This window comes from Campylobacter sp. BCW_6460 (assembly GCF_001762705.1).
Lineage (GTDB): Bacteria > Campylobacterota > Campylobacteria > Campylobacterales > Campylobacteraceae > Campylobacter_D > Campylobacter_D jejuni.
Map to the genome: position 1 here is coordinate 1 of NZ_MJXI01000040.1, position 21,377 is coordinate 21,377.

At 29.8% G+C, this 21,377-nt stretch carries 21 protein-coding genes; 8 read left to right on the top strand and 13 right to left on the bottom strand.

The genetic code is table 11. The annotated features are described in order from the left end of the window. From AJ881_RS08380 to AJ881_RS08400, 5 genes are all read right to left on the bottom strand, one after another. The coding region (locus AJ881_RS08380) for a Cj0814 family flagellar-dependent secreted protein (RefSeq protein WP_410002330.1) at nucleotides 1-454 on the bottom strand (454 nt) is incomplete at its 3' end. An 86-nt stretch (nucleotides 455-540) separates the two neighbouring features. After that, nucleotides 541-1,260 carry a 3-deoxy-manno-octulosonate cytidylyltransferase gene (gene kdsB / locus AJ881_RS08385; protein WP_070243602.1) on the bottom strand — a complete coding sequence of 240 codons (720 nt, stop codon included), beginning with the start codon at nucleotides 1,258-1,260 and terminating at the stop codon, nucleotides 541-543. After that, nucleotides 1,257-2,669, bottom strand: a complete 1,413-nt coding sequence (gene thrC, locus AJ881_RS08390; protein ID WP_044780329.1) for a threonine synthase — start codon at nucleotides 2,667-2,669, stop codon at nucleotides 1,257-1,259. The genes kdsB and thrC overlap by 4 nt, the downstream gene beginning before the upstream one ends. Continuing rightward, entirely contained in the window at nucleotides 2,666-3,592 is a 927-nt protein-coding gene (locus AJ881_RS08395) for a tetraacyldisaccharide 4'-kinase (protein WP_002933583.1), read from the bottom strand. The genes thrC and AJ881_RS08395 overlap by 4 nt, the downstream gene beginning before the upstream one ends. A 3-nt stretch (nucleotides 3,593-3,595) precedes the next feature. Further along, entirely contained in the window at nucleotides 3,596-4,336 is a 741-nt protein-coding gene (locus AJ881_RS08400) for an NAD+ synthase (protein ID WP_044794494.1), read from the bottom strand. Between the two features lie 73 nt (nucleotides 4,337-4,409). On the opposite strand from AJ881_RS08400, the gene AJ881_RS08405 reads away from it, so the two are divergent. Both AJ881_RS08405 and AJ881_RS08410 read left to right on the top strand, forming a co-directional pair. Beyond that, complete coding sequence (locus AJ881_RS08405; protein ID WP_070283243.1) at nucleotides 4,410-5,006, top strand: MBL fold metallo-hydrolase; 597 nt, start codon at nucleotides 4,410-4,412, stop codon at nucleotides 5,004-5,006. An 11-nt stretch (nucleotides 5,007-5,017) separates the two neighbouring features. After that, on the top strand, nucleotides 5,018-5,323 hold the full coding sequence (locus AJ881_RS08410; RefSeq protein ID WP_002867958.1) for a hypothetical protein: 306 nt from the start codon (nucleotides 5,018-5,020) through the stop codon (nucleotides 5,321-5,323). A 40-nt stretch (nucleotides 5,324-5,363) separates the two neighbouring features. Here the strand turns inward: AJ881_RS08410 and AJ881_RS08415 are convergent, their stop codons facing one another. From AJ881_RS08415 to murJ, 7 genes are read right to left on the bottom strand one after another with little or no spacing between them, the layout of a single operon-like run. Then, on the bottom strand, nucleotides 5,364-6,143 hold the full coding sequence (locus AJ881_RS08415; RefSeq protein WP_070283242.1) for an enoyl-ACP reductase: 780 nt from the start codon (nucleotides 6,141-6,143) through the stop codon (nucleotides 5,364-5,366). Then, nucleotides 6,143-7,039, bottom strand: a complete 897-nt coding sequence (dapA, locus tag AJ881_RS08420) for a 4-hydroxy-tetrahydrodipicolinate synthase (RefSeq protein WP_070283241.1) — start codon at nucleotides 7,037-7,039, stop codon at nucleotides 6,143-6,145. The genes AJ881_RS08415 and dapA overlap by 1 nt, the downstream gene beginning before the upstream one ends. Then, entirely contained in the window at nucleotides 7,032-8,282 is a 1,251-nt protein-coding gene (locus AJ881_RS08425) for a M16 family metallopeptidase (RefSeq protein ID WP_070240477.1), read from the bottom strand. Before AJ881_RS08425 ends, dapA begins: the two co-directional genes overlap by 8 nt. After that, nucleotides 8,279-9,337 (bottom strand): quinone-dependent dihydroorotate dehydrogenase, encoded by a 1,059-nt coding sequence (locus tag AJ881_RS08430; RefSeq protein ID WP_070283240.1) that lies wholly within the window; start codon nucleotides 9,335-9,337, stop codon nucleotides 8,279-8,281. The genes AJ881_RS08425 and AJ881_RS08430 overlap by 4 nt, the downstream gene beginning before the upstream one ends. Nucleotides 9,338-9,367: 30 nt before the next feature. Further along, a complete protein-coding gene (locus AJ881_RS08435; protein ID WP_070283239.1) occupies nucleotides 9,368-11,110 on the bottom strand; it encodes an ABC transporter ATP-binding protein in 1,743 nt (580 codons plus the stop codon). Further along, nucleotides 11,103-12,491, bottom strand: a complete 1,389-nt coding sequence (gene cysS / locus AJ881_RS08440) for a cysteine--tRNA ligase (protein ID WP_070283238.1) — start codon at nucleotides 12,489-12,491, stop codon at nucleotides 11,103-11,105. Before cysS ends, AJ881_RS08435 begins: the two co-directional genes overlap by 8 nt. Beyond that, nucleotides 12,491-13,942 (bottom strand): murein biosynthesis integral membrane protein MurJ, encoded by a 1,452-nt coding sequence (murJ, locus tag AJ881_RS08445; RefSeq protein ID WP_070285357.1) that lies wholly within the window; start codon nucleotides 13,940-13,942, stop codon nucleotides 12,491-12,493. The genes cysS and murJ overlap by 1 nt, the downstream gene beginning before the upstream one ends. A gap of 102 nt (nucleotides 13,943-14,044) precedes the next feature. Here murJ and AJ881_RS08450 point away from each other — a divergent pair, with 102 nt between their 5' ends. The 6 genes from AJ881_RS08450 to AJ881_RS08475 are packed head-to-tail and all read left to right on the top strand — an operon-like array spanning nucleotide 14,045 to nucleotide 19,905. Further along, complete coding sequence (locus AJ881_RS08450) at nucleotides 14,045-15,904, top strand: flagellar assembly protein A (RefSeq protein ID WP_070283236.1); 1,860 nt, start codon at nucleotides 14,045-14,047, stop codon at nucleotides 15,902-15,904. Then, entirely contained in the window at nucleotides 15,880-16,431 is a 552-nt protein-coding gene (gene ruvA / locus AJ881_RS08455) for a Holliday junction branch migration protein RuvA (RefSeq protein ID WP_070275157.1), read from the top strand. Before AJ881_RS08450 ends, ruvA begins: the two co-directional genes overlap by 25 nt. Nucleotides 16,432-16,440: 9 nt before the next feature. Then, the gene (locus AJ881_RS08460) at nucleotides 16,441-17,481 is read left to right on the top strand and encodes a D-alanine--D-alanine ligase (protein WP_070283235.1); all 1,041 of its coding nucleotides are present in this window, start codon (nucleotides 16,441-16,443) and stop codon (nucleotides 17,479-17,481) included. Nucleotides 17,482-17,540: 59 nt separating this feature from the next. Next, nucleotides 17,541-17,756, top strand: a complete 216-nt coding sequence (locus tag AJ881_RS08465) for a type II toxin-antitoxin system Phd/YefM family antitoxin (protein WP_002852622.1) — start codon at nucleotides 17,541-17,543, stop codon at nucleotides 17,754-17,756. Nucleotide 17,757: 1 nt separating this feature from the next. Further along, nucleotides 17,758-18,477, top strand: coding sequence for an alpha/beta fold hydrolase (locus tag AJ881_RS08470; protein ID WP_070283234.1), 720 nt, complete (start codon nucleotides 17,758-17,760; stop codon nucleotides 18,475-18,477). Then, entirely contained in the window at nucleotides 18,478-19,905 is a 1,428-nt protein-coding gene (locus tag AJ881_RS08475; protein WP_002881136.1) for a Mur ligase family protein, read from the top strand. Between the two features lie 57 nt (nucleotides 19,906-19,962). Here the strand turns inward: AJ881_RS08475 and AJ881_RS08480 are convergent, their stop codons facing one another. Further along, nucleotides 19,963-21,294 (bottom strand): Cj0814 family flagellar-dependent secreted protein, encoded by a 1,332-nt coding sequence (locus tag AJ881_RS08480; protein ID WP_070285358.1) that lies wholly within the window; start codon nucleotides 21,292-21,294, stop codon nucleotides 19,963-19,965. Between the last annotated feature and the right edge of the window lie 83 nt (nucleotides 21,295-21,377).

Sequence of the window (21,377 nt, forward strand, 5' to 3'; positions counted from 1 at the left end):
TATATATCTCATCCAAAGTAGATTTATGTATCTTAAAATCTTCAGGAAGTCCTGCAGCTTTGTTAAAATCACTTCCCATATAGCCATCTTTATCTACACTATAACCATAGGCTGTATTAGTAGAAGTATTACTTATATCTGCTTGTTTGTATTTTAGAGTATAAATAGAGTTTTTAAATTCACTTGATATATCATAATTAGGAGAACTTGTCTTACTACTTATACTAAAATTAGTATTATTGCTAGTATTTGTTGTATTAGTAGAATTTAATACTTCACTTCTTGCTAGAGTTTGTGAATTTGCATTTTGAATTTCATTTAACTTACTAGCATTTTGTTTTAAAAAAGCATTAGCAAAACTTATTTTAGAATTTTCTTTACTTTCTTTATTAGCTTTTGCTTGTGAAAGTATAGAACCATAGTTTGAGTTATCATTGATGCTAAAGATACTCATATTAATTCCTTGATTTAGATTTTTCTGCCTTCAACCTAAATATATTAAAATAATATAAGCAAGATCTGTTCCGTTTTGGGGTGGAGTTATTTTTCTAAATAAATTTTTAAAGCCCTTTCATAGTCTTCTTTAGTATCAATCCCCATGCTTGTTGTTGAAATTTCAAGCATTTTGATTTTTTTACCATTTTCTATAGCTCTTAATTGCTCTAATTTTTCCGCTCTTTCAAGTGCAGAACTTGATAAAGAACAAAATTCCCTTAAAGCTTTGACACTATAAGCGTAAATGCCTAAATGCCCTTTAAAACTTTCCTCGTAATTTTCTCTTTCATAAGGGATTTTAGCTCTTGAAAAATACAAGGCATACCCTTCTTTATCGCAAAGCACTTTAACCAGATTAGGATCCATAGCTTCTTCTTGAGTAATTTTTTTATAACAACTCGCCATAAAAGCTTTTTTATCCAAGCAAGAACTTGCAAATTCTTTAAATTTTAATAAATTTTCATATTCTATAAAAGGCTCATCAGCTTGGACATTGATAATAATCTCATCATCTTTTAAAGCTAGTTTCTTACAAGCTTCATTAATCCTATCCGTACCACTTTCATGATCTTTGCTTGTTAAAACCGCATTTAGACCATATTCTTTAGCGATACTTAAAACCTTTTCATCGTCTAAAGCTATACAAACTTCATCTACACTACTTACCCTTCTTGCAGTAGCCACAAACATAGGCACTCCACCTATATCACATAAAATTTTCTCATGAAAACGACTTGATTTTAATCTTGCAGGGATAATAATCATTTTTGCATCCAATCTAAAATTTCTTTTTTTATATTTCTGGCTTCAAATACCTTTTCATCGCTATTCTTCAAGTCAAATAAAGCCAAAATTTCATCTTTAACTTGGACATTAAACTCTTTAGCTATAAATTTTAAATCTTCTTTTTCATTCTTAGAATCCCTATCATATAAAGCTTTTATCATACTTGGAGTAAATTTTGTCCATTCTGCTGTCGAAGTGATAATGCTAGGTTTTAAAGGATCAAGCATTTTAAAACAAGTTGCGGTATGCGGATCGATTAAAATTTTACTTTGTTTGATAAATTGCATACATTCTTCATCGGTGCAAAAATCCGCCTCAAAATCTTCTTGCAAACTTTGTAATTCTTCTTTTTCAAGTTTAAAATATCTCTCATTTTTTAACAAATTCATCAGTTCTTTAGTTCTTTTATCTTTAAATTTCGCAAACAAAAGTCTTTCGATATTAGATGAAATAAGTATATCCATAGCTGGAGAAATAGTCTTCTTAAGACTTTTTTCACGCAAATCATAAATGCCCTGATTAAAAAATTCGCTCAAAATATTATTCGCATTTGAAGCGATTTTGATTTTTGAAATTTTAGCTCCCATTTTTTTAGCATAAAAAGCTCCTAAAGCATTGCCAAAATTTCCACTTGGAACGATGATTTGCACTTCTTCTAAAAACTCATTAAAAAGTTTTAAACTCGCATAATAATGATAAATAATCTGAAATAAAATACGCCCAAAATTTACAGAATTTGCTGCACAAAGCTCATAATTTAAAGCTTTAATTTCATTTTGAAAATCTTTTGAAAAAAGCAATTCTTTTAAAGTGCGTTGCGCTGCATCAAAATCCTCATCTATGGCAAAAACTTTCAAGTTATCCTTATCTAAAGCTCGCATTTGCAACTCTTGAACTCCACTTGTGCCACCTTTTGGATACATACAAGCTACTTTAACATTTTTTGCATTTTCAAAACTTTTTAAAGTTGCAGGCCCTGTATCGCCGCTTGTAGCACAGATAATTAAAATATTTTTATCCTTTGAAAATTCGCTTAAAAGCACGCCAAAAGGCTGTAAAGCCATATCTTTAAAAGCTCTTGTAGGCCCATGCCAAAGCTCGTTAATATAGGTTTTTTCAGAGATTTTTTGCAAAGAAATAGGTGTATTTTTATCATCAAAGCTTTCATAACTTTTCAAAGCCTTTTTAAAAAGCTCTTCTTCGCCAAAACCAAAACTTTCTATAAGCTTTAAAGCAAAATCTTTATAAGATAAATTGGCATATTTTTCTCCTTCAAAAATAGGTAAATTTAAAGGCGAATAAAGTCCTCCTTCTGGAGCGTTTGGGTTAATCAAAGCTTCCTTAAAACTTGATACATTGTTTACATTTCTACTCTCGACCAATTTCACTGTTCAAACTCCTTGATATAAGTTTTTATTTTTTCTCTTAATGAATCTTTTAATTCTATATTTAATTCTATAATTTGACATTTAAAACCAAAATCTTTAACTTTAACAAAATCCTTAAAAGTAAGCATTAGTGTATCGCAATTATGTTTTTTTAGCAAATTTTCTAATTCTTCTTTTTTAAACTCATAATGATCTTTAAAAAAATAACAAGCCCTTGCTTTGATAAAATGCTCATACAATCTAAAAGGTTTAGCAATAGCAGTTACCAAAACAGCCTTTGGATTTTCTTTTACAAAAGAATAACGCACAAAATCCCTGCCTTCTAATGCAATAAAATCAGCCCTTTTTTCATAAAATTTCGGCAAACGATAAGCTCCACTTGGCAAGGTAAAATTAAAATAAGGTTTGATTTTACTTTCAAGTAAAATATCAAATTTTTTAATATGAAATTTAGAAAAAGCATCATCAAGTACAACGATTTTAGCTCCCAACTCAAAAGCTTTTTCAATACCTTTTACCCTATCTTCACTTACAATCACACCTTTGATATTTTCTTCAAAGGCATACTCCATAGCTTCATCGCCACTTTGTGTTAAGGTGCATAAAATTTCATTTTGATTTTTAACAACAAACAAACCTTTAGACTTTCTTTTATAGCCCCTAAGCACTATAAAAACGCCATCAAATTCCCTTGCTATAGCTTTACAAAGCGGGGTTTTTCCATTACCTCCAAAACTTAAATTACCAACGCTAATAACAGGCTTTTTAAAAACTATTTTTTTACGAAAAAAAGTATTTAAAATCGCAAAAAAAGCATAAAACACACTTAAAGGAAAAAGTATAAAAGCAAGGCATTTTTGCCAAAAATTAGGCTTAAAAAAATAATTATCAAGCCAAAGTTCATAATTTTTTTCTTCACTCATTGTTTAAATTTCCAAAATTTCAGGCATTTTTCCCTTAAAAGCATTTTTTTGCATGCGATTTTTTAGCATGGCAATCAAAGAAGGATCAAGCGTTCTTAAAAGTTTTTCGTCATTAGTTTCTAAGGCTTTTAAACCTTCATCGATTTTTGCATAAGAAAAACCTAAATCCGCCTCATCACTTTGATTTTCCCAAAGATCCGCACTTGGAGCTTTTTTGATGAAATTTTCATGCAAATTAAGGTATTTTGCTAAGGCATAAATTTCACTTTTATAAAGCGATCCTATAGGGTTAAAAGCACAAGCTAAATCCCCATAAATCGTACCATAACCTAAAAGCAATTCACTTTTATTAGAAGTACCTACGACTAAAGAATTTTTCAAGGCAGAATAATCATAAAGCAAACTCATTCTAATACGCGCTGCAAAATTTCCCAAAGATACTAGAGTGGTATTTTCACTTTGTTTTATAAAAGCATCTAAAATACTTTGAATTTCTATGATTTTGTATTCAAGATTTAAATCCACACAAAGCCTTAAAGCATCTTCGAGATTGGCTTTATTTGAAATTTGAGTTGGCATTAAAAGAGCAAAAACATTCTCTTTTAAAGCTCTTTTACAAAGCGTTGCTACTAAAGCAGAATCAATCCCGCCACTAAGCCCCAAAACAACACCTTGACTTTGAGAATTTTTCACTTTTTCTTGTATAAAATCACACATTTTTTCTGTTATCTTTTGCCAATCCATAAAGCTTGCCTTTTAAAAATTTAATGTATAATTATATTTATTTAAGGCAAATTTTTTATTAAAGAGGTAAAAAATGCAAATTATCAAACAAGCTTGTGGAGCTTATGAGACAAATTGTTATATTTTATTTGATGAGTATGGAGAAATTATCATCGATCCTGGTTTTGATGCACTAAATTTCATCAAAAAACATGTAAAAAATCCTTTAGCAATTTTAAACACTCACGGACATTACGATCATGTTTGGGATAATGAAAAAGTAAAACAAGCCTATCAAATCCCCATTTATATTCATAAAAATGATGCTTTTATGCTTGAAGATCCTTTTAATCAAGGTTTTATGCCTAGCAAAGCGGATTATTTGATTGATGATGAAAATATCATTTCTATAGGCGGACTTGACTTTAAATTTCACTTTTTACCAGGACATACACCAGGTTGCACCATGATAGAAATTGTAGGTAAAAATATCATGTTTAGTGGAGATTTTTTATTTTATAGAAGCATAGGAAGATGGGATTTTCCTTATTCGGATGCAAATTTAATGAAACAAAGCTTAGAGAAAGTTATGACTTACAAAGAAGATTTTAAACTTTTACCAGGACATGGACAAGAAACCACTTTAAAAGAAGAACAAGCCCATTTACCCTCTTGGCTTAGATACTTTTAAGGTATATTAAAATGGAATTAGATCAAATTTTATTATATGCTTTTATTTTTTTAAATCTTTTTGCCCTTTTTGGTTTATTTTTGGGAAATAAAAAGAAAAATCAATTTAACGATAAAAAATTTTATAAAATCTGCCCATGTAAGAAAATGGCAGAAAATGGATCTTTAAGTACGATTTGTATTTATTCAGCTGTGGGAGGATTTTTTTATAGTGTATTGTCTATAGGTTTTATAGGTTTTGGTAATTGGACCTTAAATTTTATTTTTTTACTTGCATTATTAAGCGTTTTTTTAGGGTGGAAATTAAAACTTGATTAAAAAATATTTTTAAGAAAAATCCATTGATTTTTCTTAATTTTTATTTAAAAGTTGTACCACCATCAACGATGAAAGTATGTCCTGTTACCCAACTTGCCTTACTTGAACAAAGAAAAAGACATGCTCCAGCCAAATCTTCAGGCTGCCCCATGCGATTTAAAGGGCTCAAATTTATAGTAGCCTGTTTTACTTCTTCATAATTTGTAAAAGCTCTTAAAGCATCAGTTTCAATAGGCCCACCACTTACGACATTTACACGGATATTTTTTTCTCCAAGTTCAGTAGCCGCATATCTTGCCATAGCTTCTACAGCGGCTTTTGCTGTACCATGGCCTGAATAATTTTCTATATACACTAAATTTCCCGTAGATGAGATAGAAATAATGCTTCCACCCCCTACTTTTTCCATCCTTTTAGCTGCTTCTTGAGCTCCTACCACAAAAGCATTCACTGTGGCTGTAAAAATGTTATTAATTCCCTTTGGTTTTAACTTCATAAATTTAGCATAACCACCTACAACCGCACGTCCTGAAATGATAGCATTTGAGATGAAATAATCCACTCTATCAAAATCCGCATCAATTTTTTCAAAAAGTTCTTTATAAGTTTCAGGTTCTAAAATATTAAATTCATAAGCTCTAGCTTTGATTTTATAATTTTTCTCCAAATCTTGCACCATTTCATCAGCAATTTGTGCATTAGAATTATAAGTAAAAGCTATATTTGCACCCACTTTAGCAAATTCATAAACTATAGCCTTACCTATCCCACGAGTTCCACCGCTGATTACTAAAGTTTTTCCTTGAAATTCTATATTCATTAAAATCCTTTGATCTTATATTTTTTCATCACTTCTTCAATTTTAGCAAAATTTTCCTTACTTGGAGAACAAAGAGGAAGTCTAAACTCCAAACTTTCTATCAATCCGGCTATATACATAGCCGTTTTAATAGGAATAGGGTTACTTTCGCAAAATAAAATTTTATTGATATTATAAAGCTCATCATTGATTTTTTTAGCTTCTTTATAATTTTCATCTAAAGCAAATTGAGTTAAAGCGCTAATCATATCGGGTAATAAATTTGAAGTTACTGAAATCACTCCCTTTCCACCATTTGAAAGTATAGGATAATTGATCGCATCTTCTCCCGAAATAAGCATCATTCTAGGTTCGTGCGCAAGCAAATCCACGCACTTATCGATATTTCCACTCGCTTCTTTTACTCCATAAATATTTTCACAATCTCTAAAAAGCTTGATAATAGTATCTGTTGAAATTTCACAACCTGTTCTTCCTGGAACATTATATAAAAGCACAGGAATATCTACACTTTGCGCAATAGCCTTATAATGCTCATAAAGTCCTTGTTGTGTAGGTTTATTATAATATGGCGCCACACTTAAAATCCCATCGGCACCATGTTCTTTAGCAAATTTAGCCAAACCTACTGCCTCATGAGTTGCATTACTTCCCGCACCTGCTAAAACCTTAACCTTAGTTCCTTTGCAAGTCTCAACGGCTATCTCTATGCAAGTTCTATGTTCTTCATGGGTTAAAGTTGCACTTTCTCCTGTTGTTCCTACTGGAACTACTGCATCGATGCCATTTTCTATTTGTCTTTTAATCAATCTTGCATAACTTTGCTCATCAACTTTTCCATTTTTAAATGGTGTAATAAGGGCCGTCATTGCCCCAATAATAATATTTTTATCCATTTGAATCCTTTCTTAGAATTACCGTAGTTGAATTTTCTTGAATAAAATATTTTTTAGCACAAGAAATCAAATCTTTTAATTCCAAATTTTGTATATCTTTCTCATAATCTAACAAAGGATTGATATCTCCTCTTGCTAGATATGAACCATAAATATTTGCCACTGCACTAGCATTGTTAAGTGAGAAAATAAAATCACTTTTAACATTATTTTTTACTCTTTGCAAATCTTTTTGAGAAATTTTACCCATTTTAAGTTTATCAATGATTTTTAAAAGCTCTTTTTCTACTTTTTCTGCATTAACATTGGGGTTACAATTACAAATAAAAATAAATAAATTTTCATCTATACAATCATTAACATAAGCATAATAATCATTGATTAAATTTAATTTATCAATCAAAATTTCACTCATTAAAGAACTTTTCCCACTTCCTAAAAGCTCAGATAAAGCATTTAAAGCAGGTATATCTTTGTGTTTGAAATTTGGAATTTTATAAGCAAGGGCTAATAGTTCAGTATCTGAGTTTTTATGCAAATATATTCTTTTTGCTCCATCTTGCTTAGGCTCTTTTGTGTGAATTTTAGGTATAGTCTTAGTATTTTTAATCTTCTCAAAATGTTTTTTTGAAAGCTCAAAAACTTCTTTACTTTCTATATCGCCACTTACAAGCAAAATCGCATTTTTAGGTTGATAGTAAATGCTGTGAAATTCTTTAATATCCTCAATACTCCAATTTTCTATATCCTTAAAAAAACCTATAGGAGTCCAATGATAAGGATGATACATAAATGCGTGATTAAAAAGTCTAAAATAAAGATATCCCAAAGGGTTATTATCTGTTCTCCATCTACGCTCTTCTAAAACCACTGCTCTTTCAGGCTGAAACTCTTCATCTTTTAAATTTAAATTCGCCATAAGTTCTGCAAAAAGCTCTAAAGCTTTATCTAAATTTTTCTTCGCACATTTAATATAATAATGAGTATAGTCAAAACCTGTGCTTGCATTATCCACACCACCAAAACCCTTAACAATCTCATCAAATTCGCCAGCTTTTAAATTTTTAGTACTTTTAAAATTTAAATGTTCTAGCATATGAGCTATGCCACTTTTTCCCATGATCTCATTTCTTGAACCCACTTTATAAAAAATATCAACGCTAATCACATCGCTATTTTTATTTACAGGCAAAGCATAAACTTCAAGCTTGTTTTTTAATTGAATTTTTTCATAAGCAATCATTTTAAATTTACCCCAACAGCTTCGCTAATGTGTAAAAAACCATCTTTTCTTAAAAGCTCTATAAGATTTTGATTGATATTTTTTACCAAAGAAGGACCTTTAAAAATCAAAGCTGTATAAACTTGCACCAAATTAGCCCCATTTTTAATACGCTCATAAGCAATATCAGCACTATCAATCCCTCCACTTGCAATAAGTAAGGTTTTACCAAAAAGAATCTTAGCTACTTCTTTGAAAAAAATACCACTTTTTTCCGTAATCAGCCTTCCGCTAATACCACCAAAAGTACGATTATTATCTAACAAGCTATAATCAACACTGGTATTGGCTAATATAAACCCATCTGCACCTTTTTTAATGGCATTTTCACATAAATTTAAAGCATCATCTATTTTCATATCAGGAGCAATTTTTATCAAAATAGGCTTAGAAGTGATTTTTTTGGCTTCTTCAAGCAAGGTATTTAAAAAATCATCATTTTGCAACTCTCTTAAATTTTTAGTATTAGGAGATGAGATATTAACGATAAAATAATCACACAAATCCTTAAAATCTCTAAACAAAGTAAAATAATCCTCCAAGGCTTTGTCATTTGGAGTGATTTTATTTTTCCCTATATTTACCCCTAAAGGCAAAACAAAAGGATAAGTTTTTGCAAGCCTTAAAGCAATCTTTTCAGCACCTTCGTTGTTAAAACCCATAGCATTTTGTATACTTTCTTGTTTTACAAGTCTAAATAGGCGTGGCTTTTCATTGCCTTCTTGAGGTTTTGGAGTAAAAGTTCCCACTTCCAAAAAGCCAAATCCTAAAACACTCAAAGGTCTTATCATGGTAGCATTTTTATCAAAGCCTCCTGCTAAACCCACAGGATTATTAAAATCAAGTCCAAGTAAATTTTGCCTTAAACTCTCATCATCAACTATATATTTATGCGCTAAAAAACTTAAAGCTCCTGGAAAACTAGCGCTTAAAGTCCTTAAGCTATATTCAACCAAAGCGTGTGCATGCTCAGGGTTTAACTTAAAAAGTAAAGGTTTTATCATTTCATAAGCCATTTTTAATCCTTTTTGAAATTCTAACTAAAATTAACTAAAGCTAGGCTTTGTTTTTTCTTTGCTTTTAAATTTTTGATATAAAGAACAAGTTTGTAAAAGCTCTTCATCTTTACCTATTGCCAATACTTTACCCTTATCCAATACTACTATTTTATCTGCATTTTCTATAGTGCTTAAACGATGTGCAACCACTAAAATCAATCTGTCTTGTTTTAAATTTTCTATAGTTTTAACTATGGCTTTTTCACTTTCATTATCCAAAGCTGAAGTTGCTTCATCAAAAATAAGCACATCAGGATTTTTGTATAAAGCTCTAGCGATTGCTATTCTTTGTTTTTGCCCTCCACTTAAGTTCTTACCATGTTCTTTCACTTCAGCCCAAATCCCGCCCATTTCTTTAACAAATTCATAGGCATTGGCCAATTTTAAAGCTTGGACGACTTTTTCTTCTTCTAACTCTTCGCTATAAGCAATATTTGCAGCAAAGCTATCATTAAAAAGATAAATATTTTGCGTTACAAGTCCTATTTTAGCATGTAAGCTTTCTATAGTAAAAGTGCTAATATCTTCTTGATTGAGTAAAATTTTACCTTTTTGCTTTTCATAAAAATACATCAAAAGATTAATAATAGAAGATTTACCACCCCCACTTGTCCCTACAAGAGCAAGCATTTGCCCTTTAACAAAATCAAAATTTACGCCTTTTAAAACACTTTTATGCGGGTTTTCATAAGCAAATTCAACATTTTCAAAGCTAATTTTTTCAATGTTTTTTAATTCTTTGCTTCCACCTTTAATTTGAGGTTCTAAATCCAATAAATAAAAAGTTCTTTCACTTGCCGCAACAGCACCTTGAAGCTTTCCATATAAAGACGAAAGACGCTTTAAAGGAGTATATATCGCAAAAAGTGCTGAAACAAAACTGATAAAACTTCCCACACTCATAGAACCATTGATAACCTCTCTACCTCCTACAATAATCACCACAGCAACCCCAACAGAACCCATCATATCCATTAAAGGACTTGTAAGTGCATCAATACGTGCGGATTTTAGGTTTAATTTACATAAAGTATCATTATGCTTAGCAAATTTATCACTTTCTTTTTTTTCATTATCATTAGCTTTGATCAATTCAATATTTGAAAAAATTTCACCCAAATAAGAAAGTAAATCCGAATTTGTTTCTTGTATATTTCTTGCATATTTTTTAAGTTTTTTAGCAAACCATACCAAAGGAAAAATAGCTAAAGGCAAAATCACTAAAGCAAAAAAAGCCAAAGTAGGACTTTGATACAAGACTACCGCAAGCAGTCCTATAGCAGTTAAAAGCTCTCTAAAAAAATCAGGAATAATGTTTGATACTATACTTTGAAGTGCATTAATATCATTAGTACAACGACTTACAAGCTCTCCGCTTCTATAGCGTTTAAAAAAATCCATATCCAAGCGTAAAACATTTTTTAAAACCCTAGCACGCAATACTCTTAACATATCTGTTCCTATAAAAGAAACATAAAAACTTTGTAAATAAGTTCCAAGATTTTTAAAAAAATACATCAATACTAGCAAAAAAGGCACTATATAAAGTAAAGCTTCATTTTTTTCAACGAAAATATAATTTAAAATAGGCTCTAAAGCATAAAAACTTCCAGCAGTTCCTCCGCTTGCTAAAATCATACCAAAAATAGCTATAGCAAATTGCTTCCAATATCTTTTATAAAAGGGCTTAAAGCGTATTAAAACCTCTTTTAAATTCATCTCATTATGCATTTATTTTCTCCCAAATTGTTCCATTTGGAGTATCTAAAAGAGTGATTTTTTTACTATTTAATTGCTCTCTTATTGCATCAGCTGTGTTAAAATCTTTGTTTTTCTTAGCCTCAGTTCTTTCTAAAATTAACTTTTCAATTTCTTCTCGTTCTTCTTTGCTTACACCCCATTGAAAATATAAAGTTGTATCCATAAAACCAAAGCCAAAAATTTTAGCTAGCTCGCTTAAAGCTTCTTTGATATTTTGTTTTAAAATTTTATTTTTGTTTTCTTTATCCAACTCTAAATTTGCACTACTGATAAAATCATCCAAAAGAGCTAAGGCTTTAGAAATATTTAAATCATCATTTAAAATCTCTAAAATTTGCTTAGCAATTTCGCTTTTTATTTCAATATCATTTAAAACATCAAAATCAGAAATTTCACCTAAATCCAATCTTTTTTTAAGGCGATAAAATTTATCTAAACGTTTTTTAGCATTTTCCAAATCCGATAAAGAATAATTAAAATGAGATCTATAATGAGAACTCAAAAGATAAAATCTTAAAGCCTCGCCCATAAATTCTTTTAAAGCATCTTTTATAAAAAAACTATTATTTAAACTTTTACTCATTTTTTCGCCATCGATTTTTACAAAACCATTATGAAGCCAAATATTTGCTAATTTTCTCTTACATCCACAACGACATTGCGCAGCTTCATTTTCATGATGAGGAAAAAGCAAATCTATCCCTCCAGCATGTATATCAAGAGTATTTTCAAAAATAGAATCAATCATAGCAACACATTCAGTATGCCAACCTGGACGCCCTTTGCCAAATTCACTTTCGTAAAAATTTTCATCAAATTTCCAAAGCACAAAATCGCTTTCATTTCTTTTTTGCGCTTCATTACTTAGACGAGAGATATTTTCTTCTAAATTGCGATTTGATAGGCTTAAATATTTTTCATCTTTACTTGTATCAAAATAAATTCCATCTTCTAGAGTATAAACAAACCCATCCTTGGCAAGCTTTTTAATCAAATCAAGCATAGCTGTTATATAATGCGTTGCACGAGGCTTAAAATCGGGATCTAATATATTTAAAGCCCTCATATTCTCTTCATAACTTTTGATGTAAAATTCCGTAATTTCCTCTAAAGTTTGACCACTTTGAGCCATTTTTTTTAAGATTTTATCATCAATATCTGTGTAATTTCTAGCAAATTTTACCCTATTGCCCTGAGCAAGTAAAACCCTACGCAAAAGATCAAAGCAAACACTACTTCTTGCATGTCCTAAATGTGCATCATCATAAACCGTAGGTCCGCATAAGTAAATACTAATATCTTTTTTATCAAGTTTTATTTTCTCTTTTGTTACACTGTCTAACAATCTCATTAAAAAACTCCTTTAAAACTTGTAAAAATTCCTATAAAAAAACTTAAAATATAAGGTTTGATCAAAATAAGTAAGATTGTAAAAACAATCAAAGCAACTATAACCAATAAGCAAATTTTAATAGATATTAAAGCAAAAAATTTCTTAAAACCAAATTCTTTGATATTAGCTCCAAGCAAATAAAAAGCACTAATAGAGCTTGAAAGTGCTACTGCAATAACCTTTAAACTTTCATCTTTAATCAAAAATATAAAAGCCATAGAACATAAAGCACTGATAATTAAAGATTTTACCGCGATCCAAGCTGCTGTTTTTTGTTTAAATTTTGCATAAAGCCACAAAGAAAAAAGCTTTTGCAAACCAAAAGGTAAAAGCCCTATAAGATAAGCAATCAAAACATAAGCCGTAATCACACTATCTTCGTGAGTGAAATTTCCTCTTTCAAATAAAAGCTTTGAAATTTCCAAAGCAAACACAGAACCTACAATACTAGAAGCAATAAGCAAAATGCTTAAAAGCGCTAATGCTCTTTGCATAAATTTTAAGGCTAAATTTTCTTGACCACTTTTTAAATGTTTTAAAATTTTTGGAAAAGAAACTTGAGTTAGAGCGATAGCAAAAAGTGCAAGGGGGAGTTGGAAGACACGATTTGCATAATAAAGATAAGAAATACTCCCGCTCATTAAAAAACTAGCTATAGTTGTATCAAGCAATGAGCTAAATTGAGTCGCAGAAGAACCTAAAACTCCATGAAAAAAATTGCCATAAAAACCTTGTAATTTCGCCTTGGCTTTTTTAAATTTTATACTTAAAGCCATAGCACGGATTACAGGATTGTTTTTTAAAACAAGCAAATGTAAAATAAGCTGTGCCACCCCACTTAAAACCGTTGCATAAGAAAAATAATAAAGTGTATTTTGCGGTGCATTTTTATCCACAAAAAAAGCAGCTATAACAATACTTAAGTTGAATAATGCCCCAGAAAAAGAGGTAATGAAAAATTTTTGTCTATAATTTAAAATAGCTCCTAAAAAAGTAACTAAAAAAATAAAAAACAAATACCAAAAATTAATCGCTACCAAAGGAGCTGCTAAAGCTATAGTATCTGCGTTAAATCCAAAAGCAAAAAGCTTGGTAAAAAAAGAAGAGAAAAAACTTACCAAAAGACAAAATAAAAAAACTATAAGGCTAAATTGCATCATTACACTAACGCAAAAAGCTCCCTTTTTTTTCGCTTTTACAAAATTAGGCAAAAAGCTTTGTCCAAAAGCCCCTTCTGCAAAAATTCTTCTAAAAAAAGCAGGCATTTTTAAAGCCACAAAAAAAATATCACTATAAAGCCCTGCTCCTAAAAAAAGCGCTATTAAAACATCTCTAGCAAGCCCTAAAATTCTTGAAAATAAAATTCCTAAAGCATTGATAATAAAATTTTTAAATACTAAACTCTTCATTAAATTTTTCATAGATTTCAAAATATAAAGAGAACTATTTTAACTAAAATTGATTAAAAATTGACTATAATTACATTCTTAATTTTTTACAAGGGGAAAGTTTTGACTTTGGATGAAAAAATTATTGCCTATACAGAAAATCCAGCTCGAGAGCTTTTAAGTGTAGCTTCACGAACAAACCTTAACTTAAATGAGCTTGATTTTAATTTATTGGCATTTTCTACACAATATCGTTTTGGAGATTTAGAATTGGAAAAAATCTCTGAAAAAGAATTAACTCTTTTTGATAAAGATGAAATTTTTTTAAAAAATGATCTTCAAATCAAGCAAGAATACAAAATAGAAATTTTCCATGGTATAAACCAAAGCAAAGCATCTCAAGCAGTCAAACTAGTTGCGAATAAAAATTTAACCAAAATAGTTGCTCAAATTGATTTTGCAAATTTAGACTTTCATGAAAAACTAGCACTAGAACTTTTGCAAAATATTTATAAAAAGATGTTGAAACTTAAATTTTTGATAGGTATCCGCATTTTTGATTTTAAGAAAAATTTAATGTCTTTTTGCAACCAACATAAAAATACCCATTTAAATAAAACTATACAAATCACCGTTGCACAAGGTATTGATCCTATAGAAAGTCAAGACGAATCTCTGATCTTAACTTATAAAGAAAAAACCAAAAACTATACTATCGATGAAAAACGCTCAGGTATTATTGCTGTTGATGAAAATGAAGTTGTTTTAAAACACACCAAATTTAAACAAGGTAAAGAAGGAAAAGACTTAAATTTACACACCTTAAAAGTTTTAGCCGCAAATGAAAATAAAGTTAAATTTTCTTGTTCTTCGGCTTTTAAACAAGTAGAGCAAGATGGATACACAGAATATATAGCCTTAAAAAAAGGTTATGTAGTACAAGATGGTGAAAATTTTGATATCGCCAATGAACTAGATTTTAATGGGGTAGATTTTAAAAATATAGGGATTATAAGAGCTGGACTAGACAAAAATGTCAAAATCAATATAAAATTTCTTTCAGAAGTAAAAGATGCTGTAAATTCTGGCGTTGGGATAGAATGTGAAGAATTAAATGTAGTCGGAAGCATAGGAAGCAACACTCAACTTAATGCCACTAAAATGAAAATTGAAGGCACTACACACTCTAAAGCCAAAATTCAAGCCAAACAAGCCTATATAAAAACTCATAGAGGATTTGCAGAAGCCGAAATTTTAAATATAGATTTGCTCGAAGGGGGAACAATCAAAGCCAAAGAAGTGAGAATTAAAAAAAGTTTAGGTGGAAATATACAAGCTGATAAAATCTATATAGAAAATTTAGAAAGTAATAATTCTTGTGTGTTTTTTGAAAACACTACAATAGAACGCATCAACGGGGATAACAATAAATTTCATGCCAAAATTAAAACTCTTGATAAAAATTATGATGAAGAATTTGCGATTTTAGGAGAGCAAATTTCTAAGTTAAATCATAAAATAAATAAAATAAGACAATATATTTTATCAAGCAAAAATGGAATTTTAAGCGTTGAAAAAAAGATAGCAGAACTTAAAAATCAAGGTCAAAATGTTCCTGTACAATACGAAAAAGCTCTAAAAGATTTCTCTTTACAAAATCTTGAATTAAATAAACTACAAAATGAAGAAAAAGAACTTCTTGAACGCAAAAAATCTTTACAATTAGAATTAATCAATTTACAAAAAATGCTTTTTGAAGCAACTTTTATAAATAAAAGTGGCAAATGGACTGATATGAATGAGATCAAATTTTCACTTCTAGAGCCTAAAGAAGATATTTTTTACTCTTCATTTGTTAATGAAAGTGCTAAATTTATAGGTATTAAAAAAGTCATACAAAACAACCAAGAAAGTATAGAAATACATAAAAAATTAGATTATGAAGAAAAGGATATAGCATGGTTGTCGGCATCGAAGGAATAATCACAAAAAAAGAACCTGCTTTTATCATTGTTAAATGCGCTAGTGGTTTAAGCTATGGGATATTTATTTCGCTTTTTTGTTCTGCTAAAATTCAAACTCAAGAAAAGCATGAGTTTTTTATCACTCAAATCATCAAAGAAGATTCTAATAAATTTTATGGCTTCTTGGATAAAGATGAACAAAAAATGTTCGAAATGCTTTTAAAAGTCAATGGAGTGGGTGCAAATACTGCTATGGCGGTATGCTCTAGTCTTGATGTAAATTCTTTTTACAAGGCGTTAAGTTTGGGCGATGAAAGTGTGCTTAAAAAAGTACCTGGCATAGGTCCAAAAAGTGCAAAACGCATTATAGTAGAACTTTCTGACACAAAAACCAAACTTGAAAGTGTAAGCGATGATAAAAGCGAAGCCTTAGCCGCACTTCTTACTCTAGGCTTTAAACAAGAAAAAATCATAAGTGTTTTAGCAAGTGCTCAAGCAACAGGCACAAGCGAACTCATCAAAGAAGCTCTTAAAAAACTAGGATAAAGGAATAAAATGAAATTTGCAATACTTTTTGGCGGAAATTCTTATGAACATGAGATCAGTATAGTAAGTGCTGTAGTGCTTAAAAAAGTTATCAATCAAAATTTAGAATTTATTTTTTGCGATGAAGAAAGAAGATTTTATCATATTCCAAGTGAAAAAATGAATTCTAAAACTTTTAGCACTAAAGCTTATAAAAAAGAAAAAGAACTCTTCATCAAACAAGGAGGTTTTTTTAGCAAAGGTTTTTTAAAAGAAAATAAACTAGAGTGCGAATGCGTGATCAATCTTATCCATGGTAGAGATGGAGAAGATGGAAAAATTGCGGCTTTATTTGAGTTTTATTCTATTAAATTTATAGGACCTAGGCTTGAAGCTAGTGTATTATCTTTTAACAAAGAACTTACCAAACTTTATGCCAAAAGCGTTGGAGTAAAAACACTTGATTATACCATGCTAAGAAAAAATCAAAACTCTAAAGAAAAGCTTAGTTTTCCTTGCATTATCAAACCTGCAAGACTTGGAAGTAGTATAGGTATTAGCATAGTAAAAGATGAAAAAGATTTAGAATACGCCAAAGATGTAGGTTTTGAATTTGATAATGATCTTGTAGTAGAAGAATTTAAAAACAATATCAAAGAATACAATCTTGCAGGATGTATGATCAATGATGGGTTTGTTTTTTCCATCATAGAAGAGCCAAAGAAAAAAGAATTTTTAGACTTTGAACAAAAATATCTTAGCTTTTCAGGACGCAATGAGCTTATAGAAGCGGATTTAAGCGAAGAATTAAAAGAAAAACTCAAAAATAGCTTTAAAAAGATTTACAATCCTTTGTTTAAAGGTGCTTTAATACGCTGCGATTTTTTTATACTGGATAATGAAGTATATTTAAATGAAATCAACCCAAATCCTGGTTCTTTGGCTAATTATCTTTTTAAAGATTTTAATACCACTTTAAACGCTTTAGCTGATCAAATTTCACTTGAAAAAATGATAAAAATCAACTACAACTTCCTTCACTCCATCAACGGACAAAAAGGAAAATTATAAGCTTTTAAGTCAAAATACGCTAAATTATACATAAAATTTAGCGTATTTTAGGAAGAAAAATGCTCTCTTTTAAACAAGATGAAATTTACACTGCCACCGAGGTGGTAAGAAATTTTAGCCCCATTATGGAAAAACTCAAAAAAAGCGAAAGTGGAAAAATAGTTATTTTAAAAAATAACAAATTTGAAGCTGTAATGCTTAGTATGAAAGAATTTGAACGCTTACAAAATGCCATGCAACTTTTAGAAAATATCTACAAAAATCAAAAGGCTTAAAATGGCTCAAACTCAACTTTCTTATAAAAACAAAACTTATCAAATTTCTTATGAAATTTTAGGCGATCTTTCCTTACCACAAATACTTATCTTACACGGCTGGGGAGCCAATAAAGAACTTATGAAGCAAAGTTTTTGTCCTTTTTTAAAAGATTTTTGTCAAATTTATATGGATTTAGCAGGTTTTGGAAATTCAAGTGTGGAAGAAATTTTAAACACTCAAGATTATGCCAATATCACAGAACTTTTTTTAAAACAAAAAAAACTCAATGTCTGTTTTTTCATGGGGCATTCTTTTGGTGGAAAAGTAAGCACCCTACTCGCAAAAGAAAAAGACACCCTAATCTTACTTTCAAGTGCGGGAATTTTGGCTAAAAAATCCCTAAAAGTGCGTTTTAAAATCCGTATTTTTAAAATTTTAAAACTCTTTGGTTTGGGGAAATTTTATCGCTATTTTGCTAGTAAAGATGGAGCAAATCTTAGTCCTATGATGTATGAAACCTTTAAAAAGGTTGTTGATGAGGATTTTAGTGAAATTTTTGCCAAGCAAAAGGCTAAAAGTTTGATTTTTTGGGGAAAAAGCGATGAAGCTACGCCTTTATATTGTGGCGAGAAAATGCATCAATTTTTAAAAAATAGCACTTTTTATCCTTTAGAGGGGGATCATTTTTTCTTTTTAAAACATTCTGCTTTCATAGCTCAAAAAATTAAGGAAATTTAAATGCTTATCAATACTCTTTATTTTATCAATTCTTTATTTTTTAATTTTTGTATAGCTTTTTATCTTATGAGTGCTTTACAATGGTATTCTTATAAATTTAAGCGCGTGTTTTTTCATTATCATAAACCTTTGTGGCATTTGTATTTTTTATTTATTCCTTATTTTTTATTCTTAGCTTTTCCTTTATACTCTTTGGCATATTTTGCATTGATCCATACTTCGATTTTGTACTTTTGGAACAAAGGTATAGATAAAAAGCTTGTTTTTACAAGCAAGGTCAAATGGTTTTTTGTTTTTGTTTTTGTTTATAATGCTATTTTTGCTATCCTTGCTTTGCGTTTTTCTTTTCTTTTTAATCTTTTTAGTCTTCCTTTTGCTTTATTGAGTCTTAAAATTTATGAGTTTTTTACAAATTTATATTATAAAAAACAAGCCAAAGCCAAACTAAGAGCCAATGAAAATTTAAAAATCATACTCATTACCGCAAGTTTTGGAAAAACAAGTATTAAAAATTTTCTATACGAACTTTTAAAAGATAACTTTAAAAGCTACAAAACACCACGCTCTGTCAATACCTTGCTAGGTATAATTGCTGATATCAATACCAATTTAAGCCAAGATACTCAAATTTACATAGCTGAAGCAGGTGCTAGACTTAAAGGCGATATTGATGAAATCACTCGTTTTTTACAACCTCACATCAGCATAGTAGGAGAGATAGGCAATGCACATTTAGAGTATTTTAAAAGTGTTGAAAATATCCGCTCAACCAAACTTGAAGCCTTAAATTCCAAAAGATTAGAAAAGGCTTTTTTACACTCTAGCACCCAAAAAGAAGAAGATAAACTCATCAGCCTTTATGATGATAAATTAAATCTTATTCATTCAAGTCTTGAAGGTTTAGAATTTAAAGTCGATATAGAAAATAAATCCTATGATTTTAAAAGTCAAATTTTAGGGGATTTTAACGCGCAAAATCTTTGTGTTTGTATACTTTGTGCTCATTATCTTGGTATAAAACTAGAAAAAATTCAAAAGCAAGTTTTAAATATAAACTCCGTAGAACATCGCTTGCAAGTGCTTTCAAGAGAGCCTAAATTTATCATAGATGATGGTTTTAATGGAAATTTTAAAGGTATGAGCACAAGCTATGAACTTTGTAAAAGCTATAAAGGACGCAAAGTTTTAGTAAGTCCTGGTATAGTAGAAGTAAGCGAAGAAGAAAATATAAAACTTGCTAAAATCATCAATGAGTGTTTTGATCTTGCTATCATTAGCGCACAAATCAATGCTGAAATTTTCAAAAAAGAGTTAAAAATAAAAACCATTATACTTAAAGAAAAAAGCCAGCTAGTTCAAACTCTAGCTAAAGAAACAAAAAACGGAGATTTAATACTCTTTTCAAACGATGCGCCTAGTTTTATGTGATTCGTATAAGTATTTGCAAATGTCATCATTTTCAATTTGACTTCGTGCAAATACTTCCTAAACCCTAGTTTGTCCTATAAGATTATTTAATCTATCCATTATAGATCCAACATAAGAATTTATACTTTCACTACTTGCTTTCCAGCCATTAGCTTTTGCTTGATTAAACTGATTATCAAACCAAGCTCCACCATAACCTATGCTTGTATTTTGCCATTTAACCCCTTTTTCCATTGCATAAATACCTGCATCAAGCCAACCATCTTGTGCATAGCCTTTTAATAAACTTGCAAAATCAACTTTACCTGTCATAATGTCATCGAAATCTACATTAGAGTATTTTGGAATACTTTGTTTGGCAACATTAAGATTATAATTCATTGCTTGCGGTGCAATAGTTGTATTTTTTCCTGCAACCATATAACCACCTTCTGATTTTAAAAAGCTCATAAACAAAGCTTCTTTAGAATAACTTCCATCTTCATTTTGTGGATAAACTGACATATCAGGATTAAATCCACCTTCCATTAAAGCTCCTTGTGATAAACTTTGAGTTGATATATTTAATTTTTGCGGATAAAAATCAATACCCATCATTCCCATTTGTATTGCTTGAGCTTCATGAAATTCATCATCTGTTTTAAAAACATTAGTTACTTTTGTGTTAGAATGATTAACTAGTCCTAATGCATTATAAGGATTGGATTGATCTGAAAAATCTAAACCTTTATAGCCAACAGAAATATAACCCTTGGGCATAGAATTTATATCCGCTTCAGTGAAACTTGTTTTATTGGTATCGTTAAAAGTATGATTAACAATTTGATTAAATTGATTATAGTATTGTTTTATGGTATCAGCCATATCGATATTGGTAAAATAGCGAGAAATTCCTAGCTGTTCTTTTATGTCTTGATATTGTGCTTCATTAAAGTTATATATCTCATCCAAAGTAGATTTATGTATCTTAAAATCTTCAGGAAGTCCTGCAGCTTTGTTAAAATCACTTCCCATATAGCCATCTTTATCTACACTATAACCATAGGCTGTATTAGTAGAAGTATTACTTATATCTGCTTGTTTGTATTTTAGAGTATAAATAGAGTTTTTAAATTCACTTGATATATCATAATTAGGAGAACTTGTCTTACTACTTATACTAAAATTAGTATTATTGCTAGTATTTGTTGTATTAGTAGAATTTAATACTTCACTTCTTGCTAGAGTTTGTGAATTTGCATTTTGAATTTCATTTAACTTACTAGCATTTTGTTTTAAAAAAGCATTAGCAAAACTTATTTTAGAATTTTCTTTACTTTCTTTATTAGCTTTTGCTTGTGAAAGTATAGAACCATAGTTTGAGTTATCATTGATGCTAAAGATACTCATATTAATTCCTTGATTTAGATTTTTCTGCCTTCAACCTAAATATATTAAAATAATATAAGCAAGATCTGTTCCGTTTTGGGGTG

Excerpts from the sequence above, each read along its gene's own strand:
- kdsB (WP_070243602.1), bottom strand. The coding sequence starts at position 1,260 with ATGATTATTATCCCTGCAAGATTAAAATCAAGTCGTTTTCATGAGAAA.
- AJ881_RS08395 (WP_002933583.1), bottom strand. The coding sequence starts at position 3,592 with ATGAGTGAAGAAAAAAATTATGAACTTTGGCTTGATAATTATTTTTTT.
- AJ881_RS08400 (WP_044794494.1), bottom strand. The coding sequence starts at position 4,336 with ATGGATTGGCAAAAGATAACAGAAAAAATGTGTGATTTTATACAAGAA.
- AJ881_RS08405 (WP_070283243.1), top strand. The coding sequence starts at position 4,410 with ATGCAAATTATCAAACAAGCTTGTGGAGCTTATGAGACAAATTGTTAT.
- AJ881_RS08410 (WP_002867958.1), top strand. The coding sequence starts at position 5,018 with ATGGAATTAGATCAAATTTTATTATATGCTTTTATTTTTTTAAATCTT.
- AJ881_RS08415 (WP_070283242.1), bottom strand. The coding sequence starts at position 6,143 with ATGAATATAGAATTTCAAGGAAAAACTTTAGTAATCAGCGGTGGAACT.
- dapA (WP_070283241.1), bottom strand. The coding sequence starts at position 7,039 with ATGGATAAAAATATTATTATTGGGGCAATGACGGCCCTTATTACACCA.
- AJ881_RS08425 (WP_070240477.1), bottom strand. The coding sequence starts at position 8,282 with ATGATTGCTTATGAAAAAATTCAATTAAAAAACAAGCTTGAAGTTTAT.
- AJ881_RS08430 (WP_070283240.1), bottom strand. The coding sequence starts at position 9,337 with ATGGCTTATGAAATGATAAAACCTTTACTTTTTAAGTTAAACCCTGAG.
- AJ881_RS08435 (WP_070283239.1), bottom strand. The coding sequence starts at position 11,110 with ATGCATAATGAGATGAATTTAAAAGAGGTTTTAATACGCTTTAAGCCC.
- cysS (WP_070283238.1), bottom strand. The coding sequence starts at position 12,491 with ATGAGATTGTTAGACAGTGTAACAAAAGAGAAAATAAAACTTGATAAA.
- murJ (WP_070285357.1), bottom strand. The coding sequence starts at position 13,942 with ATGAAGAGTTTAGTATTTAAAAATTTTATTATCAATGCTTTAGGAATT.
- ruvA (WP_070275157.1), top strand. The coding sequence starts at position 15,880 with ATGGTTGTCGGCATCGAAGGAATAATCACAAAAAAAGAACCTGCTTTT.
- AJ881_RS08460 (WP_070283235.1), top strand. The coding sequence starts at position 16,441 with ATGAAATTTGCAATACTTTTTGGCGGAAATTCTTATGAACATGAGATC.
- AJ881_RS08465 (WP_002852622.1), top strand. The coding sequence starts at position 17,541 with ATGCTCTCTTTTAAACAAGATGAAATTTACACTGCCACCGAGGTGGTA.
- AJ881_RS08470 (WP_070283234.1), top strand. The coding sequence starts at position 17,758 with ATGGCTCAAACTCAACTTTCTTATAAAAACAAAACTTATCAAATTTCT.
- AJ881_RS08475 (WP_002881136.1), top strand. The coding sequence starts at position 18,478 with ATGCTTATCAATACTCTTTATTTTATCAATTCTTTATTTTTTAATTTT.
- AJ881_RS08480 (WP_070285358.1), bottom strand. The coding sequence starts at position 21,294 with ATGAGTATCTTTAGCATCAATGATAACTCAAACTATGGTTCTATACTT.